A 20,897-nucleotide genomic window follows, 5' to 3' on the forward strand; every position below is an offset into this window, starting at 1 on the left:
TACACTATATCGCCAAAATTGCCAGATTTTTCCATTCTCATCTGGGAAATGTGGGCTAAAATAGTATGCTAGACATACTGTTCAATATTTGTATCTAACACATATAAGCTGTCCGGCGCGTGTAGGCGAGCGGGGATTCGGGAGAGAGGTTATGACCAAACAGCCATCAGTCGAAGCGCTGCTTCAAGGCCACGACGATATCGTCACATTGCTGCGCAATCAGCAGGTTGGCCCCAACGTCTATCCCGGGGTCCCGGCCGAATTTTCCAACTGGCGCAGCGAGCAGCGCGCCTGGGCCGAAACCTGCGTGCTGTTCAACCAGAGCTATCACATGGCCGAACTGATGGTTGAAGGGCCAGGGGCGTTCGATTTTCTGAACGGGCTGGGCATCAACAGCTTCAAGGGCTTCGTGCCCAACAAGGCCAAGCAATATGTGCCGGTCACGCCCTATGGCCATGTCATCGGCGATGTGATCCTGTTCTATCTGGCCGAACAGAAATTCAACCTCGTCGGCCGCGCGCCCACGCTGAACTGGCTGATGTTCCACGCCCAGGGCCGGGACGATGTCACGCTCACCTATGACGAGCGCACCGCGGTGCGGCCCGATCCGGAAAATCGCCGCCATTATCGCTATCAGGTGCAGGGCCCGGGCGCGGCCAATGTGATTGCAGATGCGACGGGTGCACCGGCCCCGGATCTGAAATTCTTCAACATGTGCTGGATGGAGATTGGCGGTTGCCGGGTGCACGCGCTGCGCCACGGCATGGCCGGGCAGCCGGGCTATGAACTGATGGGGCCGTGGGAAGACCGCGATGCCGTGCACAGCGCGCTGGTCGCGGCGGGCAAGGCGCATGGCATGGCGCTGGTCGGCGGGCGGACCTATTCATCCAACACGCTGGAATCCGGCTGGATCCCCTCGCCGCTGCCGGCGATCTACACCGGCGAACTGCTCAAGCCATATCGCGAATGGCTGACCGACAAACATTATGAATACAAGGCGTCGGTGGGCGGCAGCTATGTGCCGGACTCCGTGGAAGGCTATTATCTGACGCCGTGGGATCTGGGCTATGGCCCGTTCGTGAAGTTCGACCATGATTTTGTCGGGCGCGCGGCGCTGGAAGCAATGGCGGCGGGTCCGCACCGCCGCAAGGTCACCCTGGCGCTGGATGATGTGTCGGTCACCAACACGCTGTTTGCCATGTTCAGCAAGGGGGAGCTGCGCCCCAAATTCATGGAATTCCCCAGCGCCGTTTATGCCATGCACCCGTTCGACCGGGTCGAGAAGGATGGCCAGTTGGTGGGCCTGTCGACGTGGATCGGCTACAGCGCCAACGAAGGCAAGATCCTCACCCTGGCGATGGTGGACGAGCGCGTCGCCGAGCCGGGGACCGAGGTCGAATTCATCTGGGGCGAACCTGATGGCGGCACATCCAAGCCCACGGTCGAGCCGCACCGGCAGGTCAGCATCAAGGCGGTGGTGGCGGCCGTGCCCTATTCCGACGTGGCGCGCACCAGCTATGCCGATAGCTGGCGCACCAAAACGGCGGCATGAGCCCGGCTGGTGACAGGCTGATCGCCGAGCGTGCCTGCGAACGGTTGATCCTAGATTATGCTGCGCTGATCGACGCGGCTGACTGGGCGGCGGTGGCGGCGCTCTACACCGTTGATGGCCGGATGAGCCGGCCAACTGCGCCCGATCAGTTCATCGCCGGGCGCGCGGCGATCCTGGCGGGCTTCCTGGCCCGGCCGCCGCGCACCACCCGGCACATCTGCGCCAACATCCGGGTGACCCTGATCAGCCCGATCGAGGCCGTCGCCAGCAGCCAGATCCTGCTCTTCACCGCGGCAGACGGGCCGCCGCTGGTCGGCAGCTATGCGGACCGGATGGTCGATCAGGGTGACGGCTGGCGCTTTGCCGAACGGCGCGGCAGCCTCGATTTCTAGCGCTCGTCGCGTTCCGGGCCCCACAGCGCGGTCAGGATCGGCATGACATGCGGGCGCAGCGCCTCTGGCACGCGCGCCATGATCTCGGCCTCGTGGCGCACGACCGACGCGCGCACCTCCGCCTGCATCAGCTTGCCGGCCGTGGTCAGGGCCAGTTCCTGTGAGCGGCCGGTCAGTTGCAACCGTTCCACCAAACCCCGTGCTTCCAGCCTTGCAGTCAGCGGCACCATGTTGGCGCGCTTGATCCCCAGAATGCGGCCCGCTTCGCTTTGGGTCAGGCCGGCACGCTCGCCGATCAGCAGGATCAGGCTGGCTTCGGTGGCCCGCAGATCATGGGCGCTGATATGCCGGTGCAGCCGCCCCATCGTCGCGATCGACGCGCGGCGCAAAACATAGCCCGGAAGGTCGGCCAGGGGATCATCCATGCCGGCCACCCTATGTTTTCCGCTTGTCGGTGGCAATCGACATTGTTATGTTATATATCATAGCGATTAACCCAAGGCCAGATAAAGGGACCAGCATGACCGTCGAGCGCACCGAAGAAGAAACTGTCGCCTTCACCGTCGAGAACGGGGTGGCCTGGGTGAAGTTCAACCGCCCGGAAAAGCGAAACTGCATGAGCCCCAAGCTCAACCGGCAGATGAAGAAGGTGCTGGAAGAACTCGAATTTCGCGATGACGTCCAGGTGCTGGTGCTGACGGGTGAGGGCAAGGCCTGGTCGGCGGGCATGGATCTGCAGGAATATTTCCGTGAAAACGAGGAAAAGGGCCTGGGGGCGGTGCGCAAGGCGCAGCGCGAATCCTATGGCTGGTTCGAACGGCTGCGCTGGTATGAAAAGCCGACCATCGCCATGATCAACGGCTGGTGTTTTGGCGGCGGTTACGGCCCGCTGTTCGGCTGCGATATCGCCATCGCCGCCGAAGATGCGCAGTTCGGCCTGTCAGAAATCAACTGGGGCATCCTGCCCGGCGGCGGCGCATCCAAGGTCGCGCAGGAACTGATGCCGTTTCGCAAGGCGATGTATCACGCCATGATGGGCGAGAATCTGACCGGCAAGCAGGCCGAGGAGCAGGGCCTCATCACCGAAGCCGTGCCGGCCGATCAACTGCTGGCCCGCGTCACCGCCATTGCCGACGTGCTGAAGAAGAAGGACGGCCATGCCCTGCGCGCCACCAAGTGGACGATGCGCCGCATGGTCGACATGACCTACGACAATGCGCTGGATTTCCAGATCCGCGCACAAGAGGCGCTGCACAGCTTTGGCGGGGCCGAATCCCGCCGCGAGGCCACCCGCCAGTTCCTCGATGAAAAATCCTTCAAGCCCGGCCTCGGCACCTTCGACACGTCGAAGGTCACGCGCTGATCGCAGCGCGCCCGCCCCGGCCCAGATTCAGGATATCATCCATGCTCACGCTCCGCCTGACGCCCGCCCAGATCGACCGGCTGATCCGGCCAACGTCCGTGGCCGTGGTCGGTGCGTCAGACAAGCCGGGGGCGCTCGGCGCCACGCTGCTGTCCAATCTCGACAGAAATGGCTTTGCCGGACGCATCTATCCGATCAACCCCAACCGCGCGACGCTGGGTGGGCGCGACTGTCTGAAATCGGTGGCGGATCTGCCCGACGGTGTGGACTGTGCCGTGCTCGCGATCCCGCGCGCCTTCGTGCTGGATGCCGTGCGCGGGCTGGCGGAGCGCAAGGTTGGGGCCGCCGTCATCTATTCGGCGGGCTTTGCCGAAGGCGGTGAGGCCGGGCTGGCCGAACAGCAGGAAATCGGCCGGATCGCGACGGCCGCCGGCATGGTGATCGAAGGGCCGAACTGCCTTGGCTGCGTCAACTATGTCGACAAGGTGCCCCTGACCTTTGTTGAAACCCTGTGCCGCCAGCCGGGCGGCCCGGCGGTCGGCGTGATTTCCCAATCCGGCGCCATGGCTGCGGTGCTCGCCACCATGCTGCTCGCCCGCGATATTCCGGTGTCCTACACGGTCTCCACCGGCAATGAGGCGGCAAGCGGGGTTGAGGATTATGTCGGCTGGCTGGTCGATGATCCCCACACCAAAGTCGTGGCGATGATTGTCGAACAATTCCGCCAGCCGCAGGCGTTTCTGGCCGCCGCGCGGGCGTTGCGGCGGGCGGGCAAGCTGGTCATCCTGCTGCATCCCGGCACCTCCAGTGCAGCGCGGGAAAGTGCCGCCACCCACACGGGCGCGATGGCAGGCGATCATCAGTTGATGCGGGCCATGGTGGAACGTGCTGGCGTGGTCTTTGCCGAAACGCTGGAAGAACTGGGCGACATCAGCGAGATCGCCCTGCGCTGCCCGACCTTGCCAACGGCCGGCACCGCAGTGCTGGGCGAATCCGGCGCCTTCAAGGCGTTGACCCTCGATCTGGCCGAACAGATCGGCCTGCCGCTGGCTGCGCTGGGCGATGCTGACAGCCCCTTGCTGCGCGCCGCCCTGCCGGACTTCGTGCCGGTTTCCAATCCGCTCGACATCACGGCGCAAGGCCTGTCGCAGCCTGCGATCTACACCCACACGATCGCCGCCCTGCTGGATGACGAGCGGGTGGGATGCGTGGTGGCCGGGATCATCCAATCCGATCCGGTGACCTGCGCGATCAAGTTTCCGCCGATCATGGCCGCGCTGGAAGGCCGCGCCCTTGCCAAGCCGGTGATCTTTGCCGGGCTTGACGAAGGCGCCGATGTGCCGCCGGAACGGATTGCCGCGCTGCGGGCGGCCGGCATTCCCTGGTTGCCGACCACCGAGCGCGCCTTTCGCGCGGTGGCGCGGTTGACGGCGCTGTCCCGGCGCGACCAGTCCGATCAATGCCTGCCGCCGGTCCCCATTGCGGCGCTGGCCAGCCATCACGATGTGATCCCCGAATATCTGGCCAAGCTGCTGCTGGCGCCGCACGCTGTCCCCTTTCCGAAGGGCCAGTTCGCCGCCACGGCCGATGCAGCCGTCGCCGCGGCTGAGGTGATCGGCTATCCGGTCGCCATGAAGGCCCAGGCCGCCGAACTTGGCCACAAGAGCGATGCTGGCGGGGTGATCCTGAAGCTCGCCGATGCCGCGGCCGTTCGGGCGGCGTTTGACCGCATTCACGCCAATGTCGCGGCCTACTCGGCCCGCATCCGGCTGGACGGCGTGTTGATCGAGGCGATGGGCCGGATGGGCGTCGAGATGATCGTGGGCGCCAAGAACGACCCGCAATGGGGGCCTGTCGTGCTGGCCGGCTTTGGCGGCGTGACCGCCGAAATCCTGCACGATGTCTGCCTCATCACCCCCGACATGGGCGAAGCGCAGGTCATCGCTGCCTTGCTGGGCCTCAAGCAGGCCCCGTTGCTGACCGGCTGGCGCGGCAGCGCGCCGCTCGATCTGCCGGCGCTCGCCGCGTTGATCATCCGCATCGGCCAGATCATGCGCGGCAACCCCGCCATCCGCGAGATTGATCTGAACCCGGTCATTCTCCACCCTGCCGGAGAAGGCGTCGTCGCTCTCGATGCCCTGATGCTGGTGGATTGACCGTCTGGCGCGGTGCTAGGCCGGCTCGTCTTTGCGGTCGGCTTCGGCCAGCAACTCGTCCCCATCCTTTTCCGGCAGCATCAGAAAAAGGACGAGCGCGCACAGCGATCCCATCGCCATGATCGCCGATACGGTCAGCAGTTGATCATTGCCCAGCCAGGAAAACAGCGCGCCGGCGATCAGCGGGCTGCCGGCGGCTCCCAGACGCCCCACCCCCAGGGCAAAGCCCGTCCCGGTGCCGCGCGCATGGGCCGGAAAGCCGCGCGCAAAGGCGGCATAAAATCCGCTGATCGCCGCGTTGGTAAAGAAACCGGCAAGGATGGTCGCCCATTGCCAGGCGGACAGGGTTTCACGCCCCAGACCGAAGGACGCGACTCCCAAGGAGCCGACCAGCAGCATGAACGCCGTCGGCCAGCGGATGCCGAACCGCGCCATCACCAGGCCAAAGGAGAAGCTGCCGATGAAACCGCCGACATTGGCCCAAGTCAGCACCGTCGCGGCCTGCGCCGGCGGGTAGCCGGGCGGATAGTCCGACACGATCTGCACCCCGAATTTCAGAATATAATAGAAGGTGATGGTGTGGAACATATAGCCGAAGGCGAGCAGCAATGTCGTCGGGCGCAGCTTGGGATTGGACAGGATATCCAGCGCGCGCGGCGCGGTTCCGGCGGCCGGCGGCGGCGGCAAGGCGGCCAGTGGCGCCTTGCCAAACGCCTTCAGCGTGACGTTGGCGCCATCAAGATTGCGCCTGGAGAAATGAAAGGCGGCGGTTTCCGGAACCAGCCATGCAATCAGCGGGACCAGCGCCGCCGTGACCGCGGCACCAAAGACGAAGATCGCACGCCAGCCGAATTCGGGAAGCAGCCATTCCGAAGCCGCGATGCCGCCGATGATCGCACCCAGCGGGTAGCCCGCGACATAGGCGGCGATGGCGCTGCGCCGGAACCTCGTGTTGCTGCTTTCGGCAGCCACCGCATTGGTCGCGGCCAGCATCCCGCCAATGCCAACGCCCGTGATCAGCCGGTAGACGATCATCGACGCCACGCTGCCGGCCGTGCTGGCCAGATACATGCCGGTCGCCATCAGGACCAGACAGGCCAGCATCGCGCCCTTGCGCCCATAACGGTCGGCCATGCCGCCCAGCAGCAGCGAGCCAAACCCCATGCCGACCAATTCGGCGGACAACACCACCCCCAGCGCCGATCGCGCGATGCCCCATTCTTTGGTGATGCCCGGCGAAGCAAAGGCGCTGGACAGCACATCAAAGCCATCAAGCGCATTGAGCAACACCATGAGGCCAATCACGATCCACTGCCGAGCGCCCATCCCGGTCTGGTCGATGATGCTTCTTGGGTCATGCATGACCGTCTCTCCCCCAGCGTGTGATCGCGATCATTCGTGAATGCGCGTCAGCAGTTCGATCAGTTTGCTGACTTCCTCATCGCTAAAGCGTGACTTCAGCCAGGATTCATGGTCGCGGATCGCCCGCTTGGCGCGTTCGAGGATTGTGCGGCCGTCATCGGTCAGGTTCAGTGTCTGCCGGCGGCCGTCGGTCAACGATTTGCCGCGCACCAGCAACTGGCGCGCCTCCAGGCGGTTCACGATCGCCATCGTCGTCGCCCGGTCCATCCGCATCAGCTGCGCCAGATCGGTCTGGGCGATATCGGGCCGATCATCGATCAGCCACAGGATGGAAACCTGCTTCTGTGTCAGGCCCAGATCCGCGAAGGTTTCGGAGAAATGGCGATAGACCGCCCCGTGCGCCAGCCGCAGATGGAAGCCGACGATGGAGCCGATCTCACCGACATCGTCATCGCCGCCAATGCGCGGCGTGGTCGAAACCAGCACTTCCTGATATTTTCTCATCTTGCCCTCCTGCACAATCGTTAGTGAGGCAAACGAGCGGTGTCGAGGATTGGCCGTCAGGCCCTGGGGATGCAGTCCGGATGGACCGAGGCGCCCCGCAGCAAATGCTCAGGCCAGCGCGAGCAGGATCGCCAGCAGTTCCTCCGGCTGGTCCGACATCACGTCATGGCTGGCGGCCACTTCGTGATAGTTCCAGGCGGGATCCACCGAACAGCGCTGGGCAAATTGCGCAAACGGGGTCGGCCGCCAGGCATTGGCAAAGACATAGACCTTGCGGGCCACCTTGGCCTCTTCACCGGTAAAGCGCACCGCTTCCAGCAGGGTCAGCAACGGGTGCGCGGTCATCAGCGGATGGGCCAGCCCGGGCAGGGGGGCAACCGCGCCGGGCGATGATTTCTGGCTTTGGATATAATGGCCATGTTCCCAATCGGATGTGAGATCCCACAGCGATTGGCCATCGAGCGGCACAAAGGCATCGACATGGACCATGGCGTCGATCCGGCCGCCCAGGCGCGTTGCCAGGCCGGTGATCACCATGCCGCCCCAGGAATGGCCGACCAGGATGAAACGGTTGAAGCCCGCGGCGTCAATCTGGGCCGCCACATCATCGACATGGGTGGTCAGCGTGATGCCGGGGTGGAATTCGTGCTGGCGCTGCCCCAGTCCGGTCAGCGCCGCCACCAGCACCCGGTGCCCGGCGGCGCGCAGATCGGCCAGCGTCCGTTCAAATGCCCAACTGCCACACCAGGCCCCGTGAACCAGCACATAATCAGCCATCAGACCATGTCCTGCTTGCGTTCATAACCGGCAATCCAATCCAGCGTCTTGTCGAGGCCGCCGAAGGGGAAGAAGTGCAGCCGGACCTTGCCATGTTCCGGCCCGAGGCCGCGCACGAAGGCGTCCACCAGCCTGTCCGGTCCGGCACTGCCCAACAGATTGGTGACCGAAATGCCATATTTGCGCAGGATGGACGCTGATGCCCCCACGCCGCAGCGCGCGGCATAGCCCAGCAGGCGCTTGATCCCGGCCGGGCCAGGCACGCCCAGGCGCACCGGCACATCAATCCCGCGCGCACGCAATTCTCCCAGCCAGGCGATCGCCGCATCAGGATCAAAGCCGAACTGGGTGACGATCAGCGGTGCCATCCCGCGCGCGCCGATATCGGCCACCTTGGTGTCGATTGCCGACCAGCATTGATCCGGGCTCATGTTGGGGTGGCCATCAGGATGGCCACCAATGCCGATCGCCCGGATGCCGCTGCGTTCGAAGGCACCGGTGGCCAGCAGCGCCGACGTGTCGGCAAACGGCCCGATCGGCTCCGGCGGATCGCCTGCGACGATGAAGCAGCGGCGCACGCCGGCCTGCTCCACCACCGCCTGCAGATAATATTCGAATTCTGCCACTGATGTGATCCGTCGCGCCGAGAAATGCGGCATGGGCTCAAAGCCGAGCGCGCGCACCGCCACGGCCGCCGCCACCCGGCCACGCACCTCCTCGCTGGGCAGATAGGCCACGGCAATCGGGGTTTCCGGCGCAATCCTCGGGGCAACCGCCCGCAACGATGCTTCTTCCTTGGCCGTCACCTCAAGGCTGAAACCATCGGTGATGCGGGCCGGAGCCAGATCCCAGTTCGGGTGAATGAGCGATGCCGCAGACATGGCCGGCTGCCTCCTTGCTGTTGCCGCCCGCCAGGGCGGGCGGCGCTGTCAGATGGGATCAGCGCGCGGTGCGCCAGCCTTCGGCATAATTTTCCCGGGCGACCCGGCTGTAGGGCACCGGAGACACGATGGCCCGCACCTCGATCTGCTTGTGCGGCTCCACCGTCGTCTTGCGCGTGCCGCCGTCTTCCTCGCCCCACACCACCCGCACTTCGCTGCCAACCGGGATTTCGGGATCGACCGTGGCCAGGCTGAGCGCCTGCTTTTCATTGAAGCTGTAGCCGGTGAACATCGAGAAGCCGACGGTCTTGCCGCCAGCATCCACCACGCGGTCGTAATTCGACGACGCATAATTGGCGAGCGGTGTGTCGAAGAACTTGTACTGCTCCCCATCCGGGTTGAACAGCGACGCGGTAATCCGGGCCATGTCCTCCGGGTGCCAGGCCAGCGTCACTTTCTTGCGCTGCTCGGCCGGATTGAGCGCCTCCAGCGCCTCGCGGCCGTGGAATTCATGGTCGAACTTGACGAAGCCGCCGTATCCCAGCTCCCACGGGTTGAGATAATAATCCTCGATCCGGTCCGACACGAACGAGCCGCCGATCGAACCGGTGGCCTCATAACTGTCGGCGCCCAGCCATTCGCGGAAGCCCTTCAGCTTGTCGCCGGTGTAGATCGCCGGCAGCGGCGAGGGGATCCAGCCGGATTCCAGCGTGTTGGACGGATAGGCGCGGCTGCCGCAGGCGATCAGGCCGAACGCCTTGCCGGCCTCCAGAATTGCGGCGCGGATCTCTTCCTGCTCCGCATAGGGCCCCCAGATTTCCAGGCCGGGCGCGCCCGACATGCCGTGGCGCAGCGTGCGCACGGTGCGACCGGCAATGTTCATGGTGCTCATGTTGAAGAATTTGAGCTGCTCCAGCGGGCCGCCGTGCAGTTTCTCGATCACCGCCCAGGCATTGGGCCCCTGGATCTGGAAGCGCCATTCCTTGCGGGTGACGGGCTTGCCCATCGGGCGCATCGGCGACCGGTCGTCCAGTTCGATCTGGCAGTCATAACCGCCCGTCGCAGCATGATAGCGCAGCCAGTTCGACGCTGGCGCGCGGCCGACATAGGTGAAGGATTCCGCTTCTTCCCAGAAGATGATCCCGTCGCCGATTACATGGCCATAGGGCGTGGTTGGCACATATTGCTTGGCCTTGCCCGGCGCCCAGCCCCTGGGGCTGTTGATCATGGTGTCAGACAACAGTTTCAGCGCGTCCTTCCCCCTGATGTACAGGTTCACCATGTGGTGTGACTGATCGAACAGCACGGCGCTGTGCTGCCAGGCCCATTGTTCCGAACGCCAATTGGAAAACTCCGGCGCCACCACCGGATAGACATAGGCACCCAACTGCGAATTGCGCAGCATCGATACGATATTGCCCGTCGAAGCCAGCAGCTCCTCGAGATTCCCGACGGTCATGATCAATAAACCCCCATGATTTTTTGCTAGGCTTCTCCTATCGCGTTTTGTATGCAACGCAAACAAAAAAGCGCGGGAGAACCTCAATGTCGAAGAGCAGCCACATCCTCACCCTGTCTTGCCCCGACAGGCCGGGGCTGGTGGCCGGTGTGGCCCAATTGCTGGCCGAACACGGCGGCAACATTCGAGCGTCTCAGCAATTCAACGACAGGGAATCAAACAGTTTTTTCATGCGTATCGCCTTTGATCTGGTGGGCGATGCGGCAGAGGCGGCGCTGTGCGATGCCTTTGCACCCTTTGCCGGGCGCCAACAGATGGACTGGCAGATCCGTCCCACGGCCAAGGGCCGCAAGGTGCTGCTGATGGTGTCAAAATTCGATCATTGTCTGGGCGATCTTCTCTATCGCCAGCGCATCGGCGAGCTGGCGATGGATGTCGTCGGGATCGTCTGCAACCACCCCAAGGACGCGCTGACCATCTCGCTGCTTGGCGACATCCCGTTCCATCATCTGCCGGTGACCAAGGACACCAAGAGCGAGCAGGAGGCCCGAATCAAGCAACTGGTGCACGATACCGGCGCCGAACTGGTGGTGCTGGCGCGTTACATGCAGATCCTGTCGGATGATCTGGCCCGCTTCCTGTCAGGCCGCTGCATCAATATCCATCACAGCTTCCTGCCCGGCTTCAAGGGCGCCAAGCCCTATCACCAGGCGCATGCGCGCGGCGTGAAGATGATCGGCGCAACCGCGCATTATGTGACGGCGGATCTGGATGAAGGGCCGATCATCCATCAGGATGTCGAAGCCATCAGCCACAGCGACACGCCCGATGATCTGGTTCGCAAGGGGCGGGATATCGAACGCCGCGTGCTGGCGCGGGCGGTGCATCTGCATCTGGAAGACCGCGTGTTCATGATCGGCAACAAGACGATCGTGTTCAGCGACTGACCGATCGCGCGGCGGCCATCAGCGCGCCCGCCAGCGCCTGCGGGGACGACAGATAGGGGCTATGATCCGCCCGCAGCGTCACCACTGCGGCGCCGGGCACCAATTGCTGCATCTTGCGCTGGCTGGCCAACGGGATCGTCTGGTCTTCGGTGCATTCGACATAGGTGCGCGGAATCCGGCCGAACCCTTCGGGCGTGAGACGCAGCGGGGTCGATCGCGGCTTGTGCGGTTCGGCAACGATCCGGGCCATGGCGGCCGCGACGGCTTCTGGCGGTGACAGTTGCGCAAACACCGCGCCGGCTCGTGTCCGATCGACCTCCGTGCCCGCCCCCTGATGGACCGGCGTGATGATCGCATCGAAGGCCGGATTGGGCCCTTCCATCTGCTTGAAATCCGCGCGCGACATGCCATCGGGCAGCATCATCGCGCAGATATAGACTAGGGCATCGATCACGCCGGCGGCGGTTTCAGCCGCCTGGCTGATCACGATCCCGCCGCGGCTGTGGCCGGCCAGCACGACCGGTTTCTGCTGGGCCGCGCCGCACAGATCGGCGACAAATTCCGCCCAGCCCTGCAAGGTGACGCCGCGCAAGGCCGCTTCGTCGCCGCCCATGCCCGGCAGATCCGGCGCGATGACCTCGTGCCCTTCCGCTTCCAGCAGGGCCTTCACCGCATCAAAGCACCAGCCGCCGTGCCAACTGCCGTGCACCAGAACAAAGCTCGCCATATCAACCTGCGCCCGTCATCAAGGGTTGGCCGCGGCCGGCATCACATCAAGCCCAACAGCCGGGCGGCATTGTCTTTCATGATGCCGGGCATCACCTCCGGCTTGAAGCCGACGCCGTGCGCGGCCGCGATCCATTTTTCCGGATGGATCAGGGGAAAGTCACTGCCGAACAGCATTTTGTGGCGCAACTGGGTGTTGGCATATTGCACGATCTGCGGCGCGAAATATTTCGGGCTCCAACCGGACAGGTCGATGAACACATTGTCCTTGTGCAGCGCCATCGACAGACTTTCGTCCACCCAGGGCCAACTTGGGTGGGCCAGGATGATCTTCATGTCGGGAAAATCGACCGCGACATCATCGATCAGCATCGGCTGGCCCCATTTGAGCCGCAGTCCGCCGCCGCCGCGCATGCCGGTGCCCATGCCGCTGTGCCCGGTGTGGAAGATCGCCGGCAGGCGATGTTCGGCGATCACTTCATAGATCGGGTAGCCCACGCGATCGGCCGGGTGGATATCCTGCATGATGCCATGGAACTTGAACCCGCGAACGCCATGGTTCTCGATCAGGTCCCGCGCCTCGCGTGCGCCCAGCTTGCCTTTGCGCGGATCGATCGAGGCAAAGGCGATGCAGATGTCATCATTCTTCGCTGCATGATCGGCGATCTCGTAATTGGATACGCGCCTGGCCCCGATCCCGCTTTCGGCGTCCACGGTGAACAGGCAGAAGGCAATCTGCTGTTCGCGGTAAATCTCGATGATTTCGGGGATTTTCGGGCGTTCGCGTGGCGCCTTGAAATAGGCGCTGGCCGCGTCGAAGAATTTGCCCATCACCGGATCTTCCGGATCATGGCACGACACTTCGGCGTGCACATGCACGTCGATGGCTTTAATCCGGGCAAGGTCAATCGGCATGCCGGCCTCCGGCGCGGGCCAGGCCCCTTGCCCTGATGGCAAGAGGCCTGGTGCAGATCACATCTTGATGATCACGGTCTTGGTTTCAAGATAGGCTTCGATCCCGGCCCGGCCCTGTTCGCGGCCCAAGCCGGATTCCTTGTAGCCGCCAAACGGCAGTGCCGTGTCGATCACGGCATGGCAATTGCCCCAGACCGTCCCGGATTTTATCTTGGCCGCCAGCTTGTGCATCGTGGAAACATCCTTGGTCCAGATGCCGGCACCAAGGCCAAAGCAGGTGTCGTTGGCGGCCTTGGCCACTTCATCCAGATCATCAAAACGCTGGGCCACCACCACCGGCCCGAAAATCTCCTCGCGCACCACGCTCATCTGCGGGTTCACATTCACCAGCACCGTCGGGTTGACGAAATAGCCGCCGTTGGACGACGGGGCATCGCCGCCCATCACCACGCTGGCACCATCGCGCTTGCCGGCCTCGATATAACCGAGCACCTTGTCATGCTGTTCCTTGCTGACAATGGCGCCCATGTGCGCCTCGGGATCGAGCGACGGCCGCGGTGCCCAGAAGGGCGCGGTGGCGGCAATGCCTTCCAGCAACTGATCAAATACCGAACGATGGGCATAAAGCCGGCTGCCGGCCACACAGACCTGGCCGGCGTTGAAGAAGATCGCCCCGGCCGCACCCGGCGCCGCTTCTGCCACATCGACATCGGGCATCACGACCACCGGCGACTTGCCGCCCAGTTCCAGCGTCACGCGCTTCAGCGTGGCCGTGGCGTTGCGGTTGATCAGCTTGCCGATCTCGGTCGACCCGGTGAAGGCGACCTTGTCGACATCCGGGTGCTTCACCATGCGGTCGCCCGCCGTGTGGCCATTGCCGGTGATGATGTTGATCACGCCCGCCGGGAAGCCGGCCTCGACAATCAGATCCGCCAGCCGCAACGCGGTGAGCGAGGTCTGTTCAGCCGGCTTCAGCACCAACGTGCAGCCCGCCGCCAGCGCTGGGGCGATCTTGAGGCACGCCATCAGCAGCGGGAAATTCCACGGCACGATCTGGGCGCACACGCCAACCGGTTCCTTCACGGTATAGCTGAACACCGTGCCGTTGGGGATGGTATAGGGCTGGGTGGTTTCCCCGGCCACCTTGGCCGACCAGCCCGCCATGAACCGCAACTGGCTGACGGCGCCGGGAATATCCACCGCCGCCGCCATGCCCTTGGGCTTGCCGTTGTCGATGGCTTCCAGCTCGGCGAATTCGTCCGCATGCGCTTCCAGCAGATCGGCCAGCCGGTTGATCGTGCGGTCGCGCACCATCGGCGGCAATCCCGACCAGCGCCCATCGTCAAAGGCCCGGCGGGCCGCCGCCACGGCGCGGTTCACATCGGCATCGGATGCATCGACGATCCGGGCGATTTCCCGGCCTGACGACGGGTCTTCCACCGCGATGGTGGCATCATGGCTCGACGAGACAAATTCATTGTTGATGAACAGGCGGGGTGCGCGGGACAGGAACTGTTTGGCGGCGTCAGAATATGCACGCTGGTCCAGCATGCTTGGCGTCATCACGTTCATCGGTCTCTCCTTCCCAAGGTTCAACGAATCGGGCTGATCCGGTCGTTTGTGTTGCATACAAAGCAGAGATGGGCAGCCATGGCAATTGCCCTGCCGCTGGCCCCACGCGGCCCCACCCAGCCCCACCCGGCCTCGCGGCGAATGCGCCATTGTCGCCGAACGGTTCAGGCGCTTCGCCAGGCACGGTGCCGACCTGCCTGCCGCAGATCGGGCGGCGGATTACAGCGGCAGACCCACATAGTTTTCGGCGATCATCGCCTGCGCCGCATCCGATTGGGCGATATAATCAAGCTCTGCGTTCTGCATGCGCCGTTCGAACGCACTCTCGCCGGGGAAACGGTGCATCAGCTTGGTCAGATACCAGCTGAAACGCTCGGTCTTCCAGATGCGGGCAAGGGCGCGATCGGAATAGCCATCGATGCCTTCCGACTGGCCATGGTCGATCCAACTGATCAGCGCTTCGGTCAGGTAGGTGACATCCGACGACGCCAGGTTCAGGCCCTTGGCTCCGGTTGGCGGCACGATATGTGCCGCATCGCCGGCCAGGAACAAATTGCCGTGGCGCATCGGTTCGGACACGAAGCTGCGCAGCGGCGCGATGCTTTTCTCGATCGAAGGGCCGGTGATGACCTTTGCCGCAATGTCCGGCCCAAGGCGGGTCTTCAGCTCCGTCCAGAAGCGGTCGTCGCGCCAATCCTCCAGTTTCTCCTCCAGCCCGACCTGCAGATAATAGCGGCTGCGGGTCTGCGAACGCATGGAGGCCAGCGCAAAGCCCCGCTCATGGCTGGCATAGACCACTTCCGGATGGCACGGCGGCACATCGGCCAGCACGCCCAGCCAGCCAAACGGGTAGGCGCGTTCATACTCGCGGCGAACCGCGCGTGGGATGGCCTGGCGAGACACTCCGTGGAAACCGTCGCAGCCAGCGATGATGCAAGTTTCGATCCGCCGGCGCTCGCCGGCGACCGTGAAGCTGACGGCGGGCGTGTCGCCTTCGATGTCATGCAGCGCCACGTCCGTCGCTTCCCAGATGATGTCCAGACCGCGCGCCGGTGCGGCTTCGATCAGGTCGCGGGTGATTTCGGTCTGGCCATAAACGGTGACATGCCGGCCGGTGTGGCGGGTGACCGGGACATCGATGATACGCCCGTCGTTGACCAGGGTCAGGCCGTGATGGGGCAGTCCTTCCAGCTTCAGCCGATGGTCGAGCCCCAGCCGGGTGAGCAGGTCGGTTGTCGTCCGTTCCAGCACACCGGCACGGATGCGTTGCCGCACCCGCGCCTGGCTGGTCCGTTCGATGATGATCGCATCAATTCCCGCCTGGCGCAGGCCATGGCCGAGCATGAGACCGGCCGGGCCGGCCCCGATGATGGCAACTTGCGTCTTCATGCGATCTCGCCGCCGTCGATCCGGTTCAGGCCATCGCGATGGTTGACGCCAACGGCACCGGCGCGTGCAATCCGCATGGACATGTCCTTCCGGAATGAGGTGCCGAGCCGCCGGTTGGTTGGCCAGGCGATTGTGGAGGCGAGGTCAATCCGCCGGCTCGAGCACGATATGGCCAATGGCGGTGTTGCTGCACGGGATGTGATAATGGCGGTTCAGGCGCTTCACCTTGCGGCCGAGCGCCCCGCGCATGATCAGCCACATCACCATTTCGATGCCTTCCGAACCCGTCTCGCGCAGATATTCGATGTGCGGAATGTGGCGGGCCGCGTCGCCGTCCGATTCCAGCAGATCGAGGAACTTGTTGTCCCATTCGCGGTTGAGCAGGCCGGCGCGCGGCCCCTGCAACTGGTGGCTCATGCCGCCCGTGCCCCAGATCTGCACATTGAGATCTTCGGGGAAGCTGGCCACCGCGCGGGCAATGGCCTCACCCAGCGCCCAGCAGCGGTTGCCCGACGGCACCGGATAGGTGACCACATTCACCGCCAGCGGCACGACCTTGCACGGCCACGCGTCCGGCTGGCCGAACATCATGCTCAGCGGCACGGTCAGCCCATGATCCACGTCCATCTCGTTGATGATGGTCATGTCGAAATCGTCGAGGATCAGGCTTTGGGCGATGTGCCAGGCCAGATCGGCATGGCCCTCCACATCGGGCACCGGGCGCGGACCCCAGCCTTCATCGGCTGACTTGTACCGTTCACCGCAGCCGATCGCGAACGTCGGGATGATATTGGCATCAAAGGCCGAGGCATGATCATTGTAGACCAGGATCACGACGTCGGGGCGCACGTCCTTTTCCCATTGTCGGGTCCATTCATAACCGGCGAAGATCGGCCCGAAATAATCGTCCTGCCATTTGCCCTGATCCACCGCCACACCCAGCAGCGGCACATGGCTGGACCCAACGCCAGCGGAAATGCGGGCCATCTCAATAGCCTCCCTTGATCGAGCGATTGCCCTGGGCCGGGCGTCCGCCATCCAGCATCATCTGGCGATATTCGGGCCAACTCATGTCGGTCATGGTCGAAACGGCTTCGGCAAAGGGCAGGCCGTCGGTCGAAAACAGCTTGGACAGGAAATAGACATTGCCGCCCAGATCAAGCAGCGCGTTGTAATCGCGGGCCAGCACGGCCTGAATGGCGGCTTCCGAAATCTTCCATTCGGCAAGATAGGCACGCTCATCGGCCTTGAAACGCGCGCGATTGTCGGCCTTCATCAGGCTCATGGCGAACTGGTTGATCCAGTAACCCTTGCGCGCGCGCGCCGCCGTGAACACGCGGGTGCCGGGAATATCGTCCAGTTCGGCAAGATATTCGTGGATATTCTGGGTCATGCTGCCTCCGGTCCGTGTAGCGGCATCGGATTGTGCATCTGCACCGCGCCAACCATCGCGCTGCCGAACGCCCGGACGCCACGGCCCCGCCCTGCGGCGGCAGCTCTGCGTTCAGCCGCCCCGAACCCGATCACGCCATGGTCGATCTTCATGTCTGGCAGTCTATTCCCCCTTCGCCTCATGGTCCAATTTGAACGGCTGGCCAGCCATAAGATTTTTCTCATTCCATCTTGCTGGATGCGATCCGCACCTGATCCAGGAACGCGGCCTGCAAGGGGGTGGGGCGCCACCCGGTCCGTGTGGTCATGCCGATGTTGCGGGTAAGCCCGGCTGGCGCATCGGCAATGCGCACCAGCCAATTGACCGACAGTTCCAGGGCAACCTGATCGGCCGACAGCATCGTCAGGAAATCGCTGGCGATCAGCATCTGGCGGATGGCAAGCACTGATCCGCACTCGATCGGCACCTTCGGCAGGGGAATCCGGGCCGCATCGAACATCGCGCGCCATTGCCCGTGCAGCGGCGTGCCCTGCGGCGAGACAATCCAGGGAAAGCTGGCGAGTTCGGCCAGGCTTGGCTGGCGGTTTGCCAGCGGGTGATCCTTGCGGCCGATGATGACCGGACGATCAAGAAACAGCGGCAACTGCTGAACATCGTCCCCCGGCGGGGGCAAGCGCAAGGCGCCCAGCATCAGATCAAGGTCACCGTCGCGCAGTGGTTCGATCAGTTCCGCAAATGATCCTTCCGCAATCACCACGCGGAAATCGGGATAAAGCGCATGAAACGCGACAAGCGCCGCGGGCAACAGGCGCGCGCGCGGCAAGGGCATGGCGCCAATCGCGATCCGGCCAACCTCGCGCCCTTTCAGCAGGTCGATCTCCGCCAATCCCGCCGCCAGTTCGGCCCGGGCCAATCGAAACGCCCGGATGGTCGACTGACCGGAATCGGTGAAGCCGATCCCCTTGCCGCGCCGTTCAACCAGCTTGCGGCGCAGGGCAATCGACAGATCGGCCAAAGCGCGGTGCAATGTCGGCTGGGAAAGACCCGTCGCCACACTGGCACTGACATAGCTGCCCGCTTCGGCCAACGCCAACAGGGCGCGCATCTGGGCGGTGGTGACACGCGGGCTGCCGACATGATGCAATGCCCGCTCGATACGCGGGGCCAGCAGCATGGCCGCCTCGCTGGGCTGCATCCCTTCGGGTTGACGGTTGAACAGGGCAATGCCCAATTGGCCTTCCAGCTTCGAAAGGCCCTGGGTGATTGCGGGCTGGGAGATGCTCACGGCCCTGGTGGCGGCCGAAATGCTGCCCAATCGCACGATGGCGGCCACCGCGCGCAGATGGCGAAGGTTCAACTCGTCCCACATGTCGGCACAAAGTTAGCATGGTCTTATAGCTTGGGCAAAATGCTGACGTCACGCAGACGGGCTAGGTGCGGTGCGTATGGCCACGGTGCGCAAATTGATGGACGGCTGGTCGCTGCACTGGTCAGGCTGGGTCGGCGAGCGCGGACTTCAGCACATCGGCGTAGGGCCGGGTCGGGTGGCCCAGAATTCGCGATACAGACTGGCCCGGCGTGCACAACAGCCCGTCAGCGGCTTTGGCATCTGCATCCGCCAGAATGGCAGCGACCGGTGCGGGCAGGCCGGCCCGCACCATGCCATCGGCCAGGGCTGACGGGGGAATGTTGACGAAGCTGATGGCTTTGCCGCTCAGGCCGGACAAAGTCTGGGCAAATTCAGCCATATTGAAGCTGTCATCGCCGCCCAGCTCGAGGATTTTGCGATCATGCCCGCCCTTGAGCACGATTGCGGCGACGGCGGCATATTCGGCCCGCATGGCTGGCGAGAAACGACCCGGGCCTGAGGCACCGAAGATCTGGCCAGTTTCGAGCGCCTGGGGCAGGTTCGCCAGGAAATTTTCCGTGTACCAGCCGTTGCGGATCAACGTGTGCACAAGGCCACTTTGGGCAAGCATGGCTTCGGTTGCCACATGCTCCTCTCCTATGACCATGGCCCTGGCTGCGGCGCTGACCAGGGACGTATAGGCGATGAAGGCGACGCTGGCCGCTTTTGCCGCCTCAACGACATTCTCGTGCTGGGTGAGGCGATTGCCGACTGCGGATGATGACACGAACAGCATGCGATCAACGCCGGCAAAAGCCGCAACCAGCGACGCCCGGTCATCATAATCACCCCGACGGGTTGTAATCCCAATTCGGGCATAGGCCGCCGCCGCCGCGTCAGATCGCACCAGTGCGATGATCGCGGCTGGATCGACGATCCGGGCCAGATGCGCGATGGCCAGCCGGCCAAAATGGCCCGAAGCACCGGTAACAAGATAACTGGTCATGGCCGTTTCCTCCTTGTAGAGCGTTAGGCAGTCTCAATTAGAGACCTTTTGGCGCTTGAAAAGGAGGCAGGTTTTCGTGACAAGGTTACCGGAAGGAGACCCTGCTGGCTTGGTGCGCCGGAACCGCATGGCTGAATGGCAGGCCATGGGCCTTGATCTGCACAATTGCCCGATCCGCAGCATCTTGGATCAAGTCGCCGCAAAATGGCCCGTGCTCATCCTTCTGGAAGTTCATCAGGAACCAAAGCGGTTCAACATGTTGCTGCGCGCCATTCCCGACATCTCGCGGCGCATGCTGACCCAGGGACTGCGCGATCTTGAACAAAATGGCTTGCTGACAAGAACGCTGTTCGACACGCGGCCGCCTGCGGTGGAATATGCGCTCACGGCGCTCGGCCGGTCGTTGATGGATCCGCTCCTGGCGCTGGTGGATTGGGCTGCGCTCAACCGCGCTGCTGTCGCCGAAGCCCACAGACTATATGACAGCGCCCGGCAAGCCTGATTGCGATCTGATCGGGATCGGATAGCACGCGCCGACGCCGCTCAGGTGAAGCCGGTGAACATGTCGACCGGCCGGGGTCAAAGCGAAGGATCACCTCGCCTTTGGCAACGACCCGCCTGTCCGATATCGCGCATTCTTCGGCCCGCAAGAGCCACGGCGCATCCCGTCTCGCCGGATCGGCTACCGCTGCTTCTTGGTCATGGTCGCGGTGAAATCCGGGTCCTTGTTCGCCACCCAATCCACGAATTTGCGAACGCCGGGATCGGCCAGCAATCCCTCCACATTCATCCCGTGACGCTGCAATTCGGAATTGGTGAAATTGGCGATCAGCATTTGCTGGCAGATCGGGTGCATGGGCACCGTATCGCGACCGCCCCGGCTCTTCGGCACGGGATGGTGCAAGATGGTGGTCGTTCCGGTCGGCCGCCCGCACAGCCAGCAGATCACTGCCGGCGCCGGAGCCTCCTCCTGGCGATGCAGGTCACCATAGGGATCGTTTCTCGCGTTTCTGCGGGCCATGCGTCTGCCTGAGTTTCCAAGATTTGCGTTGCCAGCCTATATACGAATCCAACTGCGCGCCTGCCAATATCTGCAGCCGCGTGGAAAATGACTTCGCGCCCGCCCTGGGCTGGCGTGGAAGTGCGACAGGCTTG

22 protein-coding genes are annotated in these 20,897 nt (G+C 63.7%); 6 read left to right on the plus strand and 16 right to left on the minus strand.

Going from position 1 to position 20,897, the window contains the following annotated elements; all coding sequences use genetic code 11:
• Window positions 1-151: 151 nt before the first annotated feature.
• Entirely contained in the window at window positions 152-1,552 is a 1,401-nt protein-coding gene (gene desA / locus ABWP22_RS14100) for a syringate O-demethylase (protein WP_353200620.1), read from the plus strand.
• The gene (locus tag ABWP22_RS14105; protein ID WP_353200621.1) at window positions 1,549-1,944 is read left to right on the plus strand and encodes a nuclear transport factor 2 family protein; all 396 of its coding nucleotides are present in this window, start codon (window positions 1,549-1,551) and stop codon (window positions 1,942-1,944) included. The genes desA and ABWP22_RS14105 overlap by 4 nt, the downstream gene beginning before the upstream one ends.
• On the opposite strand, the gene ABWP22_RS14110 is transcribed toward ABWP22_RS14105, so the two are convergent.
• On the minus strand, window positions 1,941-2,369 hold the full coding sequence (locus tag ABWP22_RS14110) for a MarR family winged helix-turn-helix transcriptional regulator (protein ID WP_353200622.1): 429 nt from the start codon (window positions 2,367-2,369) through the stop codon (window positions 1,941-1,943). The two genes, ABWP22_RS14105 and ABWP22_RS14110, sit on opposite strands and share 4 nt — an antisense overlap.
• Before the next feature lie 95 nt (window positions 2,370-2,464).
• Here ABWP22_RS14110 and ABWP22_RS14115 point away from each other — a divergent pair, with 95 nt between their 5' ends.
• Both ABWP22_RS14115 and ABWP22_RS14120 read left to right on the plus strand, forming a co-directional pair.
• Window positions 2,465-3,307, plus strand: coding sequence for a p-hydroxycinnamoyl CoA hydratase/lyase (locus tag ABWP22_RS14115; protein WP_353200623.1), 843 nt, complete (start codon window positions 2,465-2,467; stop codon window positions 3,305-3,307).
• A gap of 41 nt (window positions 3,308-3,348) precedes the next feature.
• Window positions 3,349-5,463 (plus strand): acetate--CoA ligase family protein, encoded by a 2,115-nt coding sequence (locus ABWP22_RS14120; RefSeq protein ID WP_353200624.1) that lies wholly within the window; start codon window positions 3,349-3,351, stop codon window positions 5,461-5,463.
• Window positions 5,464-5,478: 15 nt separating this feature from the next.
• On the opposite strand, the gene ABWP22_RS14125 is transcribed toward ABWP22_RS14120, so the two are convergent.
• From ABWP22_RS14125 to ligM, 5 genes are all read right to left on the minus strand, one after another.
• On the minus strand, window positions 5,479-6,825 hold the full coding sequence (locus ABWP22_RS14125) for an MFS transporter (protein WP_353200625.1): 1,347 nt from the start codon (window positions 6,823-6,825) through the stop codon (window positions 5,479-5,481).
• A gap of 30 nt (window positions 6,826-6,855) precedes the next feature.
• Window positions 6,856-7,329, minus strand: coding sequence for a Saro_0803 family transcriptional regulator (locus ABWP22_RS14130; RefSeq protein ID WP_353200626.1), 474 nt, complete (start codon window positions 7,327-7,329; stop codon window positions 6,856-6,858).
• 108 nt (window positions 7,330-7,437) lie between these two features.
• A complete protein-coding gene (locus ABWP22_RS14135; protein WP_353200627.1) occupies window positions 7,438-8,106 on the minus strand; it encodes an alpha/beta hydrolase in 669 nt (222 codons plus the stop codon).
• Window positions 8,106-8,987, minus strand: a complete 882-nt coding sequence (locus ABWP22_RS14140) for a methylenetetrahydrofolate reductase (protein ID WP_353200628.1) — start codon at window positions 8,985-8,987, stop codon at window positions 8,106-8,108. The genes ABWP22_RS14135 and ABWP22_RS14140 overlap by 1 nt, the downstream gene beginning before the upstream one ends.
• A gap of 58 nt (window positions 8,988-9,045) precedes the next feature.
• A complete protein-coding gene (ligM, locus tag ABWP22_RS14145) occupies window positions 9,046-10,446 on the minus strand; it encodes a vanillate/3-O-methylgallate O-demethylase (protein WP_353200629.1) in 1,401 nt (466 codons plus the stop codon).
• Window positions 10,447-10,532: 86 nt separating this feature from the next.
• Here ligM and purU point away from each other — a divergent pair, with 86 nt between their 5' ends.
• Window positions 10,533-11,393 (plus strand): formyltetrahydrofolate deformylase, encoded by an 861-nt coding sequence (gene purU / locus ABWP22_RS14150; RefSeq protein ID WP_353200630.1) that lies wholly within the window; start codon window positions 10,533-10,535, stop codon window positions 11,391-11,393.
• On the opposite strand, the gene ABWP22_RS14155 is transcribed toward purU, so the two are convergent.
• The 9 genes from ABWP22_RS14155 to ABWP22_RS14195 all read right to left on the minus strand — a co-directional run bounded on the left by ABWP22_RS14155 (window position 11,383) and on the right by ABWP22_RS14195 (window position 19,742).
• Window positions 11,383-12,120 (minus strand): alpha/beta fold hydrolase, encoded by a 738-nt coding sequence (locus ABWP22_RS14155; RefSeq protein WP_353200631.1) that lies wholly within the window; start codon window positions 12,118-12,120, stop codon window positions 11,383-11,385. The two genes, purU and ABWP22_RS14155, sit on opposite strands and share 11 nt — an antisense overlap.
• 41 nt (window positions 12,121-12,161) lie before the next feature.
• Window positions 12,162-13,034, minus strand: a complete 873-nt coding sequence (locus tag ABWP22_RS14160; protein WP_353200632.1) for an amidohydrolase family protein — start codon at window positions 13,032-13,034, stop codon at window positions 12,162-12,164.
• A 57-nt stretch (window positions 13,035-13,091) separates the two neighbouring features.
• Entirely contained in the window at window positions 13,092-14,606 is a 1,515-nt protein-coding gene (locus ABWP22_RS14165; protein ID WP_353200633.1) for an aldehyde dehydrogenase family protein, read from the minus strand.
• 219 nt (window positions 14,607-14,825) lie between these two features.
• Window positions 14,826-15,995 (minus strand): 4-hydroxybenzoate 3-monooxygenase, encoded by a 1,170-nt coding sequence (gene pobA, locus ABWP22_RS14170; RefSeq protein ID WP_353200634.1) that lies wholly within the window; start codon window positions 15,993-15,995, stop codon window positions 14,826-14,828.
• Window positions 15,996-16,139: 144 nt separating this feature from the next.
• A complete protein-coding gene (locus ABWP22_RS14175) occupies window positions 16,140-16,982 on the minus strand; it encodes a class III extradiol dioxygenase subunit beta (protein ID WP_353200635.1) in 843 nt (280 codons plus the stop codon).
• Window position 16,983: 1 nt separating this feature from the next.
• Complete coding sequence (gene ligA, locus ABWP22_RS14180; RefSeq protein ID WP_353200636.1) at window positions 16,984-17,388, minus strand: protocatechuate 4,5-dioxygenase subunit alpha; 405 nt, start codon at window positions 17,386-17,388, stop codon at window positions 16,984-16,986.
• Window positions 17,385-17,540 (minus strand): hypothetical protein, encoded by a 156-nt coding sequence (locus tag ABWP22_RS14185; RefSeq protein ID WP_353200637.1) that lies wholly within the window; start codon window positions 17,538-17,540, stop codon window positions 17,385-17,387. Before ABWP22_RS14185 ends, ligA begins: the two co-directional genes overlap by 4 nt.
• A gap of 68 nt (window positions 17,541-17,608) precedes the next feature.
• Window positions 17,609-18,757 carry a LysR family transcriptional regulator gene (locus tag ABWP22_RS14190; RefSeq protein WP_353200638.1) on the minus strand — a complete coding sequence of 383 codons (1,149 nt, stop codon included), beginning with the start codon at window positions 18,755-18,757 and terminating at the stop codon, window positions 17,609-17,611.
• A 121-nt stretch (window positions 18,758-18,878) separates the two neighbouring features.
• Complete coding sequence (locus ABWP22_RS14195) at window positions 18,879-19,742, minus strand: SDR family oxidoreductase (RefSeq protein ID WP_353200639.1); 864 nt, start codon at window positions 19,740-19,742, stop codon at window positions 18,879-18,881.
• A gap of 127 nt (window positions 19,743-19,869) precedes the next feature.
• On the opposite strand from ABWP22_RS14195, the gene ABWP22_RS14200 reads away from it, so the two are divergent.
• Window positions 19,870-20,244, plus strand: coding sequence for a winged helix-turn-helix transcriptional regulator (locus ABWP22_RS14200; protein WP_353200640.1), 375 nt, complete (start codon window positions 19,870-19,872; stop codon window positions 20,242-20,244).
• Between the two features lie 180 nt (window positions 20,245-20,424).
• On the opposite strand, the gene ABWP22_RS14205 is transcribed toward ABWP22_RS14200, so the two are convergent.
• A complete protein-coding gene (locus tag ABWP22_RS14205) occupies window positions 20,425-20,763 on the minus strand; it encodes an HNH endonuclease (RefSeq protein ID WP_353200641.1) in 339 nt (112 codons plus the stop codon).
• Window positions 20,764-20,897: the final 134 nt, after the last annotated feature.

This window comes from Sandarakinorhabdus sp. (genome assembly GCF_040398665.1).
Taxonomy (GTDB): domain Bacteria; phylum Pseudomonadota; class Alphaproteobacteria; order Sphingomonadales; family Sphingomonadaceae; genus Sandarakinorhabdus.

Coding starts and splice junctions, on each gene's coding strand:
- ABWP22_RS14160 (WP_353200632.1), bottom strand. CDS start 13,034: ATGCCGATTGACCTTGCCCGGATTAAAGCCATCGACGTGCATGTGCAC.
- ABWP22_RS14185 (WP_353200637.1), bottom strand. CDS start 17,540: ATGAAGATCGACCATGGCGTGATCGGGTTCGGGGCGGCTGAACGCAGA.
- ABWP22_RS14195 (WP_353200639.1), bottom strand. CDS start 19,742: ATGACCAGTTATCTTGTTACCGGTGCTTCGGGCCATTTTGGCCGGCTG.
- ligM (WP_353200629.1), bottom strand. CDS start 10,446: ATGACCGTCGGGAATCTCGAGGAGCTGCTGGCTTCGACGGGCAATATC.
- ABWP22_RS14110 (WP_353200622.1), bottom strand. CDS start 2,369: ATGGATGATCCCCTGGCCGACCTTCCGGGCTATGTTTTGCGCCGCGCG.
- ABWP22_RS14135 (WP_353200627.1), bottom strand. CDS start 8,106: ATGGCTGATTATGTGCTGGTTCACGGGGCCTGGTGTGGCAGTTGGGCA.
- ABWP22_RS14125 (WP_353200625.1), bottom strand. CDS start 6,825: ATGCATGACCCAAGAAGCATCATCGACCAGACCGGGATGGGCGCTCGG.
- ligA (WP_353200636.1), bottom strand. CDS start 17,388: ATGACCCAGAATATCCACGAATATCTTGCCGAACTGGACGATATTCCC.
- ABWP22_RS14175 (WP_353200635.1), bottom strand. CDS start 16,982: ATGGCCCGCATTTCCGCTGGCGTTGGGTCCAGCCATGTGCCGCTGCTG.
- purU (WP_353200630.1), top strand. CDS start 10,533: ATGTCGAAGAGCAGCCACATCCTCACCCTGTCTTGCCCCGACAGGCCG.
- ABWP22_RS14140 (WP_353200628.1), bottom strand. CDS start 8,987: ATGTCTGCGGCATCGCTCATTCACCCGAACTGGGATCTGGCTCCGGCC.
- ABWP22_RS14115 (WP_353200623.1), top strand. CDS start 2,465: ATGACCGTCGAGCGCACCGAAGAAGAAACTGTCGCCTTCACCGTCGAG.
- desA (WP_353200620.1), top strand. CDS start 152: ATGACCAAACAGCCATCAGTCGAAGCGCTGCTTCAAGGCCACGACGAT.
- ABWP22_RS14200 (WP_353200640.1), top strand. CDS start 19,870: ATGGCTGAATGGCAGGCCATGGGCCTTGATCTGCACAATTGCCCGATC.
- ABWP22_RS14120 (WP_353200624.1), top strand. CDS start 3,349: ATGCTCACGCTCCGCCTGACGCCCGCCCAGATCGACCGGCTGATCCGG.
- ABWP22_RS14130 (WP_353200626.1), bottom strand. CDS start 7,329: ATGAGAAAATATCAGGAAGTGCTGGTTTCGACCACGCCGCGCATTGGC.
- ABWP22_RS14105 (WP_353200621.1), top strand. CDS start 1,549: ATGAGCCCGGCTGGTGACAGGCTGATCGCCGAGCGTGCCTGCGAACGG.
- ABWP22_RS14190 (WP_353200638.1), bottom strand. CDS start 18,757: ATGTGGGACGAGTTGAACCTTCGCCATCTGCGCGCGGTGGCCGCCATC.
- pobA (WP_353200634.1), bottom strand. CDS start 15,995: ATGAAGACGCAAGTTGCCATCATCGGGGCCGGCCCGGCCGGTCTCATG.
- ABWP22_RS14205 (WP_353200641.1), bottom strand. CDS start 20,763: ATGGCCCGCAGAAACGCGAGAAACGATCCCTATGGTGACCTGCATCGC.
- ABWP22_RS14165 (WP_353200633.1), bottom strand. CDS start 14,606: ATGAACGTGATGACGCCAAGCATGCTGGACCAGCGTGCATATTCTGAC.
- ABWP22_RS14155 (WP_353200631.1), bottom strand. CDS start 12,120: ATGGCGAGCTTTGTTCTGGTGCACGGCAGTTGGCACGGCGGCTGGTGC.